The organism is Salipiger thiooxidans, from assembly GCF_900102075.1.
Lineage (GTDB): Bacteria > Pseudomonadota > Alphaproteobacteria > Rhodobacterales > Rhodobacteraceae > Salipiger > Salipiger thiooxidans.
The window spans coordinates 1-14,535 of the sequence record NZ_FNAV01000006.1; the positions used below are offsets into that span (position 1 = coordinate 1).

The following is a 14,535-nucleotide window of genomic DNA, read 5'->3' on the forward strand; positions in this document are numbered from 1 at the left end:
GCGGCGCTCACGCCGTTATTCCACCCCGCAGGAACGCCAAGCCGTGGAAGGTGATCAACAGCTGGCGCGGCCGCCCGAAACGAGGCCCTGCGCGCCGCGAAATACCTCGGCCGGGCCCTCTGGCGACGATGGAGCGGATACCACCGCAGGAGCCGCGTCGAGACCAAGATGCATTGTGTGAAACTGCTGGGCCAGCGGCTCATGGCACGGGACTTCGACCGACAGGTCGCCGAGCTCCAAGTCCGCATCGTCGTCCTGAACGGCTACACCGCGCTCGGCATACCCGTCACGGAAGCAGTAGGATAAGTCCGTCCGGGGAAAGGGGAACCTCGGCGTTCAGCCGATTTGTGCAACAGAGCCGACCAGCAGCATGCCGTTTGGCAAACGCAGCGAATGGCCGCTCGCCGCCCATTCCGTTGAAAAACTCTTTGCTGCATTTGCAAATTTCGGAAATGTGGGAAGCGATTCCTCGACGAGCTGATTGCACCCCGTGATGCTGCTAGAATCTGAATAATTCGGAATATTGTTCTACCAAATTTGACCTCAAAGCGCTGCATGAGAGTTTTTCAACACAATCCGGCCCTCGCGTCGATACTCTCCGGCCTCTCAAGTCGAGCCCTTTCGCCGTTCGCCACTCCCCACCACATACGCAAACGGCCTCGGATTGCTCCGAGGCCGTTTTTTTCATCTTCTCAGCCAAAATGACCCTTTGAGCCGTTTAGGTCATGTCGTGTGACACACCACAACAACTTCAGCCCAACGCTCCTCACCCGCACTTCGAATGGCCGCAGGAGGAGCAGGTCATGCAGCCTTCGACCATCATCATCGAGTACTGGCCGCAGGACGGGCAGGCCTTGCCGCGGGGGGCGTCGAGGCCGACGACCTTGGCCTGCGGGTCGGATTTCAGGCCCTTGCCCTCGCCCTCGAGGAAGCCGATCGAGACCATGTGGCGCTCGATCACGCCGCCGATGGCCGCGAGGATGGAGGGGATGTACTTGCCCTGAACCCAGGCGCCGCCGCGCGGATCGAACACCGCCTTCAGCTCCTCGACCACGAAACTCACGTCGCCGCCGCGTCGGAACACCGCCGAGATCATCCGGGTCAGCGCCACCGTCCAGGCGTAGTGCTCCATGTTCTTCGAGTTGATGAACACCTCGAACGGCCTCCGGTGGCCGCCAACGATGATGTCGTTGATCGTCAGGTAGATCGCGTGCTCGCTGTCCGGCCACTTCAGCTTGTAGGTCGCCCCCTCGAGCGCCTGTGGGCGGTCGAGCGGCTCGGACATGTAGATCACGTCGCCGCCCGCGGCCTCCTCGGCCAGTTCCGGGGTGTCGGCGGGCGTCTTCTCGGCGCTCTCCGAGACCGACAGGACCGAGCCCGTCACGTCGTTCGGGCGGTAGGTGGTGCAGCCCTTGCAGCCGGTCTCGTAGGCCTGCATGTAGACGTCCTTGAATGCTTCGAAGGAGATGTCCTCGGGGCAGTTGATCGTCTTCGAGATCGAGCTGTCGATCCACTTCTGCGCCGCCGCCTGCATGCGCACGTGGGCCTGAGGATCGAGGGTCTGTGCGTTGACGAAATACTCCGGCAGCTCGGCATCGCCCTTCAGGTCGCGCCACATCTGCACGGCGTAGTCCACGACCTCCTCCTCGGTACGGGTGCCGTCCTTCTGCAGCACCTTGCGGGTGTAGGCATAGGCGAAGACCGGCTCGATCCCCGAGGACACGTTGCCCGCGTAGAGCGAGATCGTCCCCGTGGGCGCGATAGAGGTCAGCAGCGCGTTGCGGATGCCATGCTCGCGGATGGCGTCACGGACGTCGTCATCCATGTTGAGCATGTTGCCCGTGGCGAGGTACTTCTCGGCGTCGAAGAGCGGGAAGGCGCCCTTCTCCTTCGCCAGCTCCACCGAAGCGAGATAGGAGGCGCGGGCGATGAGCCGCAGCCAGGCCTCGGTCTGTGCCGCCGCCTCCTTAGAGCCGTAGCGCAGCCCCTTCATCAGCAGCGCATCCGCAAGCCCGGTGACCCCGAGCCCGATGCGGCGCTTGTTCTGCGCCTCCTCGAGCTGTTGCGGCAGCGGGAAGCGCGAGGCGTCGACGACGTTGTCCATCATCCGCACCGCGGTGGCCACGAGCGCCTCGAGCTCGGCCTCGTCAAGATGCGCTTCCGCCTCGAAGGGCTGCTTCACCAGCCGCGCGAGGTTGATCGACCCCAGCAGGCAGGCCCCGTAGGGCGGCAGCGGCTGCTCGCCACAGGGGTTGGTGGCGGCGATCTGCTCGACGTAGGAGAGGTTGTTGGCCTTGTTGATGCGGTCGATGAAGATCACGCCCGGCTCGGCGTAATCGTAGGTCGCCCGCATGATCCGGTTCCACAGGTCCCCCGCCTTGACGGTCCGGTAGACCTTGTCGCCGTAGACCAGCTCCCACGACCCGTCCGCCTTGACCGCCTCCATGAAGGCGTCGGTCACCAGCACGCTGAGGTTGAACATGCGCAGCCGCGCCGAATCCGCCTTGGCGCCGATGAACTGCTCGATGTCCGGGTGGTCGCAACGCATGGTGGCCATCATCGCGCCGCGGCGCGAGCCCGCCGACATGATGGTGCGGCACATGGCATCCCAGACATCCATGAACGACAGCGGCCCCGAGGCATCGGCCGCGACACCCGCGACCGGCGCGCCCTTGGGCCGGATGGTCGAGAAATCGTAGCCGATCCCCCCGCCCTGCTGCATGGTCAGCGCGGCCTCCTTCAGCATGTCGAAGATCCCCGCCATGCTGTCGGGGATCGTGCCCATGACGAAGCAGTTGAACAGCGTCACCGACCGCGCCGTGCCGGCCCCGGCGGTGATCCGCCCGGCGGGCAGGTATTTGAAGTCCTCGAGCGCCTCGTAGAACCGCTGTTCCCAGCCCTCGGCGTCGGTCTCGACCGAGGCGAGCGAGCGCGCGATGCGGCGCCAGCTGTCCTCGACGGTGACGTCGATGGGGGACCCGTCCGCTTCCTTGAAGCGGTACTTCATGTCCCAGATCTGTTCGGCGATGGGGGCGGCGAAACGGCTCATGGCAGCGTGAATCCTCTTTGGCAGACGTGCCTGATAGCAGCCACCATCTTAGCACGTAAAGTCACGATTCCTACCAAAGCTTGAAACCGCTCCGTGACAGAATACAATATGGTGTGCACCTCCCGGAGGACTCTGTGGATAAATTCACCCATCTCATCAAGCTCAGCGTCGGAACCGACAGCGTCGAGAGCCTGAGCGCCTGGCAGGACAGCGGCGCCGCCCAGACCACGGACGGCCTGCCCTGCCACGTCACCCGGATGTGGCCGAAGCGCGAGGCCGAGATTCTCGCCGGCGGCAGCATCTACTGGGTCTTCCAGGGCCTGGTGCAATGCCGGCAGCCGATCCTGCGGCTCGACCGGGTGACCGGCTCGGACGGCATCGAACGCTGCGCCATCGTGCTGCAACCGGGGCTGATCCGCGTCGCCCCTGCCCCGCGCCGCCCGTTCCAAGGCTGGCGCTACCTCGCGCCGTCCGACGCGCCGCCGGATCTGTCGAAGACCCGCCAGCGCGAGCAGGAACTGCCGCCGGAACTGGCTGGCGCTCTGGCCGAGATCGGTGTGCTCTGAACCGCCTCAGCGGCCCCTGCCGCGCAGTGCGTACCAACCGTAGGCCACCACCTCGCGCGCCGCGGCGCGCAGCTGGCCCGCGGGATCGGCGCCCCTGAACGACGGCGCCGCCCCTCGCGCCACCAGCCCGGCCCGGCGCGCCACCAGCAGCGCCCGCGGCAGGTGATAGCGCTCGCTCACCACCACCACCTCGCGCACCGCAAGCCGCTCGAGGATGGGCAGTGCGAAGCGGATGTTCTCTTCGGTAGTGGTCGAGCGCGCCTCGCGGTACAGGTCGCGCGCCGGCACCCCGGCCTGCCCGCAGATCTCCACGATCAGCGCCGCCTCCGCCGGCGGATGCACGCCGACCCCGCCGCAGCCCACCACCGCGCGCACCGCGCCCGCGTGCCAGAGCCGCGCGCCCTCCAGCGCCCGGCGCCGCAGCGTCGGGGACGCCTCGCCTCCCGGCCAGACCGCCGCCCCCAGCACCAGCGCCACCGGCAGGTCCTCGCGTCCGCTCTTCATCTTGCCAGATAAACTCCCGCCGGAGGCATCCTGCCCCCTCCACATGAAAACACCGCCGGAGCATGGGCCCCGGCGGTGCAAGCCATCCGGCGATCCCGATCAGTTCGGGATGTCGCCGGTCACGCCCTCGACGTAGAAGTCCATGCCGGCGAGCGTGCCGTCATCCGCGACCTCGCCCTCGGCAAGCCAAGCCGAGCCGTCCTGCTTGTTGATCGGGCCGGTGAAGGGGTGATACGCGCCCGACGCGATGTCCTCCTTCATCTTGGTGACTGTCGCCAGCGCGTCCTCGGGGATCGGGCCGGTGAACTCGCCGATGCCGACCATGCCGTCACCGATGCCCTGCCAGGTGTTGTGGCTGGTCCAGGTACCGTCGATGACCGCCTGCACCCGGTCGATGTAATAGGGCGCCCATTCGTCGATGATCGACGAGAGCCGCGGTTCGGGCTTGTACTCGGCCATGTCGGCGGCCTGGCCGAAGCCGTAGGCACCTGCCTTCTCGAGCACCGCCAGCGGCGCGGTCGAGTCGGTGTGGGCAAGCACCACGTCCGCGCCCTGGTCGAGCAGCGCCTGCGTCGCGTCCGCTTCCTTGGCCGGGTCGAACCAGGTGTTGAGCCAGACCACCGCGATCTCGACGTCGGGGTTGGCCTTGGCGGCGTGCAGGTAGGACGAGTTGATGCCGCGGATCACTTCCGGGATCGGGAAGGAGCCGATGTAGCCGATCTTGTTGGTCTTGGTCATCGCTCCGGCGAGGTAGCCGGTGATGGCGCGGCCCTCGTAGAAGCGCGCGGAATAGGCCGAGACATTGTCGGCGGTCTTGTAGCCGGTGGCGTGCTCGAACTTCACGTCCGGGAACTTGGCCGCGACGTTGATGGTCGGATCCATGTAGCCGAAGGAGGTGGTGAAGATCAGGTCCGCGCCCGACAGCGCCATCTGGGTCAGCACGCGCTCGGCGTCGGCGCCCTCGGGCACGCTCTCCTGCTCGATCACCTCGACCGCGTCGCCGAAATGCTCCTTCATCTTCATCGCCGCCTCGTGGTGGTGCTGCGACCAGCCGCCGTCGTTCACCGGCCCGACGTAGACGAAGCCGACCTTCGGCGTGTCCTGGGCAAGGGCGGCGCCACCGGCCAGGGCGAGGCCCAGCGCGGCGGAAGTGGCGAGAAGCGTTCTGCGTTTGATCATTCCTGGTCTCCCATGGGTTTCTTGGTCATGTTGTCGGGCCCGTCGGCGCCGTCACCCTCCGGGTGCGCCTTGAGCCTGAGAAGTTGCGAGGTGATGATGCCCGCCGGAATGGCGACGATCCCCACCCCGATCAGGACGGTCAGACCGGTGAAGATCCGCCCGCCGGTGGTGATCGGATAGACGTCGCCGTACCCGACCGTGCTCAGCGTCGCGAGCGCCCACCACATGGACTGCGGCACCGAGCCGAACTTGTCCGGCTGCGCCACGTGTTCGAAGAAATGGATGCCCACCGAGGCGATGAACAGCACCAGAACCGCCACCGCGGTGAACAGGATCAGTTCGTCCCGCGAGGCCTCGAGCGCCAGCTCCAGCCGCCGCGACGCCCGTCGCAGCCGCAGGAGCTTCAGCAGCCGGAAGGCCCGCATCAGCCGCAGCACGCGCAGGCTCTGGGTGTGCGGCTGCAACAGCAGCAGCCCCGGCAGCACCGCCAGCAGGTCGACGATGCCCCAGAAGCTGATCGCGTAGCGCCAGCGCGACGGCGCCGCCCAGAGCCGCAGCAGGTACTCCGCCGCGAAGCCCCAGAGCAGCAGGAACTCGGCCACGGTCATCATGTGCCGCACCACCTGCGGCAGCCACTCCGCGCCCTCGAGCAGGATGATCAGCGCCGAGATGAAGATGAGCCCGTGGAAGGCCCATGCGATCCGCGCGCCGTAGCGCGGGTCCTGCCCGTCCAGCGCCGCGCGCATCCGCTCCCTGCTCACTCCGAACACCGTTCCTCCCCCACCGAGCGCTCATCAGGAGGCCGCGTGGAACGGCCTGCCCAGCGATCCGGGCGCCCCATGACTACCACGGGCGGAGATGATCACCAGCACGATGATGGTGATGAGGTAAGGCGACATCGACAGCAGCTCGACCGGCACCGTGGTGCCCGCCGCCTGCAGGTTGAGCTGGATCACCGTCACCCCGCCGAAGAGGTAGGCGCCGATCAGCACACCGAGCGGCCGCCAGCTTGCGAAGACCACGATGGCAAGCGCGATCCAGCCGGCGCCGGCGGTCATGCCCTCGGTCCATTGCGGCACCCGCACGAGGCTCACGTAGGCGCCGCCAAGGCCCGCGCAGGCGCCGCCGAAAGCGATCGCCGCCATCCGCACCCGTACCACCTTGTAGCCGAGCGCGTGGGCGCTCTCGTGGTCCTCGCCCACCGCGCGCAGGATCAGCCCGGCCCGGGTGAACTTGAGGAACGCCCAGACCGCGACCACGAGCGCGAGGCTCAGGTAGACGACGAAGTCATGCGAGAACAGCATCCGACCCGCCACCGGGATGTCGCCCAGCAGCGGAATGTCGAGCTTGGGCAGGCTCGGCGCCCGCTGGCCCTCGTAGTTCGAGCCGATCAGCGCCGACAGCCCCAGCCCCACCAGCGTGAGCCCGAGGCCCGTCGCCACCTGGTTCGACAGCAGGTACTGCGTCAGGATGCCGAAGCTCAGCGACAGCACCGCCGAGGCCACCGCCGCGCCGAGAAAGCCCAGCGTCGGCGACCCGGTGGTGACGGCGATGGCAAAACCCATGACCGCGCCGGTGATCATCATACCCTCGACGCCGAGGTTCAGCACCCCGGCCTTTTCGGTCACCAGCTCGCCGATGGCGGCCAGCAGGATCGGCGTGGCCGAGACCATGATCGAGACGACAAGCAGCACTGGATCCATCAGGCCACCTCCTTGCGCGCGAAACGGACGCGGTAGTTCGTGAAGACGTCGGTGGCCAGCAGGAAGAACAGCAGCATCCCCTGGAACAGCTGGATCGACGCGCCCGGCAACCCGAGCATGAGCTGCGCCAGCTCGCCGCCGATGTAGGTCAGCGCCATCAGCAGCCCCGCGGCAAGGATGCCAAAGGGGTTCAGCCGCCCGAGGAAGGCCACGATGATCGCCGTGAAGCCGTAGCCCGAGCCGAAGTCGATGCTGATCTGGCCCGCGGGCCCGGTGACCTCGAAAAGCCCCGCCATGCCGGCGAGCGCCCCCGAGATGCCGAGGCAGAGGAAGACGATGCGCGCGGGGCTCACGCCCGAGAACCGCGCCGCCCGCGGCGCCTCGCCGGTGAGCCGCACGTTGAAGCCCTGAATGTGCCGAGCCATCAGCACGTAGGCGCCGATCACCGCGACGAAGGCCACGAGCACGCCCCAGTGCATGCCGGTGTTGGCGACGAGCTCGTCGTTGAACACCGCAGGCCACTGCTTGAAGTTCCGCGAGCCGGGAAAGCCCTGCCCCTCGGGATTGCGCAGCCAGCCCGACGAGGCCGACGCGAGGATGTTCTCGGCCACGTAGACCAGCATCAGCGAGACGAGGATCTCGTTGGTGCCGAACTTCGTCTTGAGCACCGCCGGGATCATCCCCCAGAGCCAGCCGCCGAGCGCACCCGCCACCACCATGAGCGGGAACAGCAACACGCTGTCGGAAGGGTAGAAGGCCAGCCCCACCGCGGCACCGGTGACGGCGCCCATGATGTACTGCCCCTCGGCCCCGATGTTCCAGATCCCGGCCCGGAAGCCGATGGACAGCCCGATGGCAATCAGGATCAGGGGCCCCGCCTTCACCAGCAGCTGCGGGCGTGAGTAGCCGGCGAACTGAGGATGGAAAAGCGGGTCCCAGAAGATCGTGCGGATGGCCTCGAGCGGCGGCTTGCCGAGCGCCGCGAACATGATGCCGCCGACGATCATCGTCAGCACCACTGCGAGGATCGGCGTCAGCCCGGTCCAGAGCCGCGACGGCTGCGGGCGTCGTTCCAGTCGGATCATCGCGCGCCCCTCCCCGCCCCGAATGCACCGGCGGAACGGAAACCTTCCGGCGTTGCGCCGTCACGGACAGGGGACAGCCGGCCGGCCCCTTCGTCGCTCATCGTCCAGACAGCCCCCATGCCACCCTCTTCGCTCCGCACCGCGGCCATCTCAGCCATCGACATGCGCCACCTCCATGTCATGGGCGCCGCCCATCATCAGGCCGATCTTCTCGACGTCGAGCTCACTCACCGGCCGGGTCGGCGACAGCCGCCCCTCGTTCAGCGCGCCGAAGCGGTCCGAGATCTCCATCAGCTCGTCGAGATCCTGGCTGATGCAGATGATCGCCGCCCCCTGCCCCGCGAGGTCCAGCAGCGCCTGCCGGATGGCGGCGGCGGCGGCGGCATCGACGCCCCATGTGGGCTGGTTGACCACGAAGACCTCGGGCGCCTGCAGGATCTCGCGGCCCACCACGTATTTCTGCAGGTTGCCGCCCGAGAGCGCCCGCGCCGCCACGCCCGGCCCCGGCGTGCGCACGTCGAACCGCGCGATCACTTCCTCGGCGAAGCCCTTCGCCTTGCCCCAGTCGATGAATCCGTTGCGCACCAGCCCCTTGCGGCGGGCACCGGTCAGCACGGCGTTCTCGGTCAGGCTCATGTTGGGCGCAGCGGCATGGCCGAGCCGCTCTTCCGGCCCCGACAGCAGCCCGGCATCGCGGCGGCGGATCGGGCCCGCGCGGCTGATGTCCGCGCCGCGGAACCAGATCGAACCCTTCGGCGCCAGCCGCTCGCCCGAGAGCGCCGCCAGCAGCTCGTCCTGCCCGTTGCCCGCCACCCCGCCGATGCCCAGCACCTCGCCGCTGCGCACCTCGAGCGAGATCTCCCGCAGCGGCGTGCCAAAGGCCCCGGGCGCCGGCAGCGAGAGCTTGTCGCAGCGCAGCAGCACCTCGCCCTTCTCGGTCGCGCGGGCCTCGGGCGTGGCAAAGCTCGAGCCCACCATCATCTCGGCCATCTGCCGCGCGGTCACCTCGCGCGGGGTGCAGGTGCCGACGTTCTTGCCCAGCCGCAGGATCGTGGCCTCGTCGCAGAGCGTGCGGATCTCTTCCAGCTTGTGCGAGATGTAGAGGATCGAGGTGCCCTCGGCCTTCAGCTTCATCAGCGTCTGGAACAGGATCTCGACCTCCTGCGGCGTCAGCACCGAGGTCGGCTCGTCCATGATCAGCAGCCGCGGGTTCTGCAGCAGGCAACGGATGATCTCGACCCGCTGCCGTTCCCCCGCCGACAGCGTGCCCACGATGCGCGACGGATCGAGCGGCAGCCCGTAGGTCTCGGACACCTCGCGGATCTGGCGCGCGAGATCGCGCATCGGCGGCGGCGTCTCCATGCCCAGCGCCACGTTCTCGGCCACGTCGAGCGCGTCGAAGAGCGAGAAATGCTGGAACACCATCGCCACGCCCGAAAGCCGCGCGTCCGAAGGCTTGCCCGGCGCATAGGCCGCGCCGTCGAGCAGCATCTCGCCGCGGTCGGGCTTCACGAGGCCGAAGATCATCTTGACCAGCGTCGACTTGCCGGCGCCGTTCTCGCCCAGCAGCGCGTGAATCTCGCCCTTGCCGATGTCGAAGGAAACGTCGTCATTGGCCACGACGCCGGGATAGGCCTTGGTCAGGCCCCGGATGCTGAGAAGTGTGTCTGACACGCCTGCCTGTCCCCTGTCTTTTCCCCGAGTAGCTGCGCCGCGACCCCGATGGCAATGGCCTGCGGATCGCGGCCAAAGGCTTTGTGCCCGATCGGACAGCATATGCGCGCAATCTGTGCATCCGCATGCCCCAGCGCCGCCAGACGCGACCGGAAGCGCGCCCACTTGGTCTCGGACCCGATGAGCCCCGCGAAGCGGAAGCCATGGCCAAGCAGCGCATGGCAGAGCCCGAGATCGAGCTCGTGGCTGTAGGTGAGCACGAGGTGCCACGCCTCCTGCGGCGCATGCGGCACCAGCCGCACGGGCTCTGCCGCGGGCAGCACCGTGACACCCTCGGGCACCTCAGCCGGGAAGCGCGCGGGCCCGGTGTCGACCCAGGTCAACGCCAGCCCCGGCAGCGGCGCCAGCACCCTCACGAGCGCCCGGCCCACATGGCCCGCGCCCCAGATCCAGAGCTCGCGGTCGGGCGCCGCCACCGGCTCGACCATCCAGCCCTGCAGGAACTGCGCCTCCGGCCGCTCGCCCCGGGCCCGCGCCCGGTCGAGCAGCCGCTTCACCGCCAGCGGCATCTCTCCCGGCCCGCGCGCCACCACGTCCTGCCCGTCAAGCGCATCGACCGCCGCGGCATCGTAGATCTCGGTGAACAGGGTGACCGACCCGCCGCAGCACTGCCCCAGCGACGGCCCCAGCGGGTGGCGGCTCGGCCCCTCGCGCGTCAGCGCCGCCTCGGACGCGGTGAGCTCCAGCGCCCCGCCTCCGATGGTGCCCGACTGGCAGGTCCGGCCGTCCTCGGACCAGACCAGCATCGACGTGCCGACCTCTCGCGGGGCCGAGCCTGCGACCTCGGCCACGACGACGCGCGCCACCCGGCCGTGCCGGGCGACGGCCGCGCGCAGGGCAACGACGTCAAACCCCATCCTGCACCTTCCGGATCGCCATCAGCAGCCGCTCGGGCGTCGCCGGCGCATCGAGCTCGGGATAGGCCTCGCCGCAGGCGGCGACCGCGTCCGAGAGCGCGAGGAAGGCCGAGATCCCCAGCATGAACGGCGGCTCGCCCACCGCCTTGGAGCGGTAGATCGTCTCCTCGGCGTTGCGCCCGTCCCAGAGCGCCACGTTGAAGACCTCGGGCCGGTCGGAACAGGCGGGGATCTTGTAGGTCGAGGGCGCGTGGGTGCGCAGCCGCCCCTTGTCGTCCCAGACCAGCTCCTCGGTGGTCAGCCAGCCCGCGCCCTGCACGTAGCCGCCCTCGATCTGGCCGATGTCGAGCGCCGGGTTCAGCGAGGCGCCGCAATCGTGGAGGATGTCGGTGCGCAGGATGCGATATTCGCCGGTCAGCGTGTCGAGCACCACCTCGGTGCAGGCGGCCCCATAGGCGAAATAGAAGAAAGGCCGCCCCTGCCCGCGGATGCGGTCCCAGTCGACCTTGGGCGTCTTGTAGAACCCGGTGGCCGACAGGCTGACGCGCCCCTCGTAGCAGAGCTTGGCCGCGTCCTCGAAGCTGAGCCGCTCGTCGCCCACCTGCACGGCGCCGTCGGCAAAGACCACCTCCGAAGGTTTCGCCTGGTAGAGCCCGGCCAGGTGCTCGGCCATGCGCCCGCGCAGCGTGTCGCAGGCGGCCTGCACCGCCATGCCGTTGAGGTCCGACCCGGACGAGGCCGCGGTGGCCGAGGTGTTGGGCACCTTGGCGGTGTCGGTGGCGGTGATGCGCACCCGCTCGAGCGGGATGCCGAACCGCGCCGCCGCCACCTGCGCCACCTTCTGGAACAGCCCTTGCCCCATCTCGGTGCCGCCATGGTTCAGCGCCACCGAACCGTCCTGGTAGACATGTACCAGCGCCCCCGCCTGGTTGAGATGGGTGAGCGTGAAGGAGATCCCGAACTTCACCGGCGTCAGCGCGAGGCCGCGCTTCAGCAGAGGCGTCTCGGCGTTCCACGCCGCCACCGCCTCGCGCCGCGCCGCGTAATCGCAGCTCTCTGCCAGCCGGTCGGTCAGCGCCCCGAGGATGAAATCCTCCACCGGCTGACCGTAATGGGTGCTCTGCACCCCCGCGGGCGCCACCGGGGGATCGCCCGGCACCACCGCATCCTCTGCCCCGCGCGAGGTCAGATCCTCGTCCGCGGCAGCCCCCTTCCAGTGGCCGGAAATATCCTCGGGGGGACGCGCCGCAGGCGCGCGGGGGGCAGACAGCCCCCCGTCCGGCCCCTCCGCGGGCCCGTCACCCGCCATGTCGGCGTAGTAGTTCACCCGTCGCACCTCGAGCGGATCGCGGCCCAGCGCATGGGCCACATGATCGAGCACCCGCTCGATCCCCAGCATCCCCTGGGGGCCGCCGAAGCCGCGATAGGCCGTCGCGCTCTGGGTGTTGGTCCTGAGCCTGTGGCTCTCGACCCGCAAGCTGGGGACGTCATAGGCGTTGTCCGAATGCAGCATCGCCCGGTCCGCCACCGGCAGCGACAGGTCCTGCGCCCAGCCGCAGCGGGTGTAATGCACGAAATCCACCGCCAGCAGCCGCCCGGTCTCGTCGAAGCCCGCCTCGTAGGTGATGCGGAAATCGTGGCGCTTGCCGGTGATCGTCATGTCGTCGTCGCGGTCGTAGCGCATCTTGGCCGGCCGTCCGGTCGCGTCCGCCGCCACCGCACAGGCCACCGCCAGCGCGTTGCCCTGGCTTTCCTTGCCACCGAAGCCGCCACCCATGCGCCGGGTCTCGACCCGCACCGCGTGCATGGGCTTGTGCAGCGCGTGGGCCACCTTGTGCTGGATCTCGGTCGGGTGCTGGGTCGAGCTGTGCACCAGCAGGTCGCCGTTCTCCTGCGGGAAGACCAGCGCCGCCTGTCCCTCGAGGTAGAAATGCTCCTGCCCGCCCATCTCGAGCGTGCCGGTCACCACATGCGGCGCCGTCTCCATCGCCCGGGCGGCGTCGCCCTTCTCCCAGATCCGGGGGCCTTCCTCGAAACGCGCATCCGCCGCCATCGCCTCGTCGACGGTGAACACCGGATCGCGCTCCTGGTAGCGGATCACCGCCTTGCGCACCGCCTTGCGCGCGGCCAGATGCGAGGTCGCGGCGACAAGGAACACCGGCTGGCCCACGTAATGCACCGTGCCGCCAGAGAGCATCGGCTCGTCGCCCAGCGAGGGCGAGCAGTCGCAGTCCGAGGGCAGGTCCTTCGCCTCCCAGACCCGCACCACCCCCGGCGCCCGGCGCACCTCGGAAAGGTCGATCTCCGAGATCCGCCCCGCGGCGATCTCCGACAGGCCGAAGGCAAGGTGCAGGCAGCCCGGCGGCACCGGGATGTCGTCGATGTAGCGCGCGCGGCCCGTGACATGCAGCGGCGCCGCGTCATGCGGCAGGGGTTTCGCGACGCTCATGCCCGCACCCTCCGCACGTCGGTGGCCGCGCCCAGATCCTCGAGCAGGTAGCGCGTCAGCATGTTGCGCGCCGCCGCCATCCGGTATTCCGACGACGCCCGCATGTCCGACATCGGCGCGAAATCCTCTTCCCACGCCTCCCATGCCGCGACCACCGCCTGGTCGGTCCACGGCTTGCCGGTCAGCGCCGCCTCGACCGCCGCGGCGCGCTTGGGGGTGCCCGCCATGCCGCCGAAGGCGATGCGCGCCTTCGCGACCCGGCCCTCGTCGATCCGCACCGAGAAGGCGCCGCAGACCGCCGAGATGTCCTGATCGAAGCGTTTCGACAGCTTGTAGACCCGCAGCCGGTCGTCCTGCCGGGGGATGGTGACGCCTTCGACGAACTCGCCCGGGTAGCGGTCCTGCTTGCCGTATTCGAGGAAGAAGTTCTCGAGCGCCATCTCGCGCCGCGTGTCGCGGTAACGCAGGTGCAGCCGCGCGCCCAGCGCGATCAGCGGCGGCGGGTTGTCCCCGATCGGCGAGCCGTTGGCGATGTTGCCGCCGATGGTCGCCGCCGCCCGCACCTGCGCCGAGCCGTAGCGGCGCAGCATCTCGGCGTAGCTCGGGAAATGGTCGCGCATCAGGTCGAGCACCCGGTCCATCGTGACGCCGGCGCCGATGCGGATTTCGTCCCCGGTGACCTCGATCTCCTGCAGGTCGCGGCAGCGGTTGAGGAAGATCACCTCGGGCAGCTCGCGCAGCTGCTTGGTGACCCAGAGTCCCACGTCCGTCGCCCCCGCGACCAGCGTCGCCGAGGGGTGCCGGGCAGCCAGCTCGGCCAGTTCGTCGGCGGTCTCGGGGGCGTGCGCCGTCATGTCGGTCGAGGACAGCTTGCCCGCCACGTCCGGCAGCGCGCCCTCGTCCATCCACGCGGGCACCGGCTCGGAGGCCGCGGCCTCGGCGGCGCGCACGATGGGCGCGTAGCCGGTGCAGCGGCAGAGATTGCCCGCCAGCGCATCGTCATAGCCGCTGTCGCCGGTCGTGTGGGCCCTGGCCATCGAGACCACGAAGCCCGGCGTGCAGAAGCCGCATTGCGAGCCGTGGTATTCGACCATCGCCTGCTGCACCGGGTGCAGGCTGCCGTCGGGCCCGGCGAGGCCTTCCACCGTGCGCAGCGCCTTGCCGTGCAGCTGCGGCAGGAAGAGGATGCAGGCGTTGACCGCGCGCACGCCCTGCCCGTCGGTCACCATGACGGTGCAGGCGCCGCAGTCGCCCTCGTTGCAGCCTTCCTTGGTGCCGGTCAGCCCGCGCTCTTCGCGCAGCCAGTCGAGTGCGGTCCGCGTGGACGACACCCCGCGCAGATCCACTCTTTCCCCGTTCAGAAGAAAGGAGATGTCCATGTGTAATGACCCGCCGCCTTACCCTTGTCC

At 68.9% G+C, this 14,535-nt stretch carries 11 protein-coding genes and 1 pseudogene; 2 read left to right on the top strand and 10 right to left on the bottom strand.

Annotation, left to right across the window (positions count from 1 at the left end; genetic code table 11):
- A pseudogene (locus BLQ77_RS09965) lies at positions 1 to 306 on the top strand (transposase); the annotation flags it as partial.
- A 460-nt stretch (positions 307 to 766) separates the two neighbouring features.
- Here the strand turns inward: BLQ77_RS09965 and BLQ77_RS09970 are convergent.
- Positions 767 to 3,049 (bottom strand): adenosylcobalamin-dependent ribonucleoside-diphosphate reductase, encoded by a 2,283-nt coding sequence (locus BLQ77_RS09970; protein WP_089958477.1) that lies wholly within the window; start codon positions 3,047 to 3,049, stop codon positions 767 to 769.
- Positions 3,050 to 3,183: 134 nt separating this feature from the next.
- Here BLQ77_RS09970 and BLQ77_RS09975 point away from each other — a divergent pair, with 134 nt between their 5' ends.
- Positions 3,184 to 3,615 carry a DUF1489 family protein gene (locus tag BLQ77_RS09975; protein WP_089958481.1) on the top strand — a complete coding sequence of 144 codons (432 nt, stop codon included), beginning with the start codon at positions 3,184 to 3,186 and terminating at the stop codon, positions 3,613 to 3,615.
- A gap of 6 nt (positions 3,616 to 3,621) precedes the next feature.
- On the opposite strand, the gene BLQ77_RS09980 is transcribed toward BLQ77_RS09975, so the two are convergent.
- From BLQ77_RS09980 to xdhA, 9 genes are all read right to left on the bottom strand, one after another.
- Positions 3,622 to 4,119, bottom strand: coding sequence for a YdcF family protein (locus tag BLQ77_RS09980; protein ID WP_089958483.1), 498 nt, complete (start codon positions 4,117 to 4,119; stop codon positions 3,622 to 3,624).
- A 99-nt stretch (positions 4,120 to 4,218) separates the two neighbouring features.
- Positions 4,219 to 5,298: a BMP family ABC transporter substrate-binding protein gene (locus BLQ77_RS09985; RefSeq protein ID WP_008883310.1), complete on the bottom strand. Its 1,080-nt coding sequence runs from the start codon at positions 5,296 to 5,298 to the stop codon at positions 4,219 to 4,221.
- Positions 5,295 to 6,068 carry an ion transporter gene (locus tag BLQ77_RS09990; protein ID WP_242661681.1) on the bottom strand — a complete coding sequence of 258 codons (774 nt, stop codon included), beginning with the start codon at positions 6,066 to 6,068 and terminating at the stop codon, positions 5,295 to 5,297. Before BLQ77_RS09990 ends, BLQ77_RS09985 begins: the two co-directional genes overlap by 4 nt.
- A 24-nt stretch (positions 6,069 to 6,092) precedes the next feature.
- Entirely contained in the window at positions 6,093 to 7,001 is a 909-nt protein-coding gene (locus tag BLQ77_RS09995) for an ABC transporter permease (protein WP_089958487.1), read from the bottom strand.
- On the bottom strand, positions 7,001 to 8,086 hold the full coding sequence (locus tag BLQ77_RS10000) for an ABC transporter permease (RefSeq protein WP_008883426.1): 1,086 nt from the start codon (positions 8,084 to 8,086) through the stop codon (positions 7,001 to 7,003). The genes BLQ77_RS09995 and BLQ77_RS10000 overlap by 1 nt, the downstream gene beginning before the upstream one ends.
- Positions 8,087 to 8,236: 150 nt before the next feature.
- Positions 8,237 to 9,760 carry an ABC transporter ATP-binding protein gene (locus tag BLQ77_RS10005; RefSeq protein WP_089958490.1) on the bottom strand — a complete coding sequence of 508 codons (1,524 nt, stop codon included), beginning with the start codon at positions 9,758 to 9,760 and terminating at the stop codon, positions 8,237 to 8,239.
- A complete protein-coding gene (gene xdhC, locus BLQ77_RS10010) occupies positions 9,727 to 10,677 on the bottom strand; it encodes a xanthine dehydrogenase accessory protein XdhC (RefSeq protein WP_089958495.1) in 951 nt (316 codons plus the stop codon). The genes BLQ77_RS10005 and xdhC overlap by 34 nt, the downstream gene beginning before the upstream one ends.
- Positions 10,667 to 13,126, bottom strand: coding sequence for a xanthine dehydrogenase molybdopterin binding subunit (locus tag BLQ77_RS10015; protein WP_089958497.1), 2,460 nt, complete (start codon positions 13,124 to 13,126; stop codon positions 10,667 to 10,669). Before BLQ77_RS10015 ends, xdhC begins: the two co-directional genes overlap by 11 nt.
- A complete protein-coding gene (xdhA, locus tag BLQ77_RS10020) occupies positions 13,123 to 14,505 on the bottom strand; it encodes a xanthine dehydrogenase small subunit (RefSeq protein WP_089958500.1) in 1,383 nt (460 codons plus the stop codon). Before xdhA ends, BLQ77_RS10015 begins: the two co-directional genes overlap by 4 nt.
- Between the last annotated feature and the right edge of the window lie 30 nt (positions 14,506 to 14,535).

Coding starts and splice junctions, on each gene's coding strand:
- BLQ77_RS09970 (WP_089958477.1), bottom strand. CDS start 3,049: ATGAGCCGTTTCGCCGCCCCCATCGCCGAACAGATCTGGGACATGAAG.
- xdhC (WP_089958495.1), bottom strand. CDS start 10,677: ATGGGGTTTGACGTCGTTGCCCTGCGCGCGGCCGTCGCCCGGCACGGC.
- xdhA (WP_089958500.1), bottom strand. CDS start 14,505: ATGGACATCTCCTTTCTTCTGAACGGGGAAAGAGTGGATCTGCGCGGG.
- BLQ77_RS09995 (WP_089958487.1), bottom strand. CDS start 7,001: ATGGATCCAGTGCTGCTTGTCGTCTCGATCATGGTCTCGGCCACGCCG.
- BLQ77_RS09985 (WP_008883310.1), bottom strand. CDS start 5,298: ATGATCAAACGCAGAACGCTTCTCGCCACTTCCGCCGCGCTGGGCCTC.
- BLQ77_RS10015 (WP_089958497.1), bottom strand. CDS start 13,126: ATGAGCGTCGCGAAACCCCTGCCGCATGACGCGGCGCCGCTGCATGTC.
- BLQ77_RS10000 (WP_008883426.1), bottom strand. CDS start 8,086: ATGATCCGACTGGAACGACGCCCGCAGCCGTCGCGGCTCTGGACCGGG.
- BLQ77_RS09980 (WP_089958483.1), bottom strand. CDS start 4,119: ATGAAGAGCGGACGCGAGGACCTGCCGGTGGCGCTGGTGCTGGGGGCG.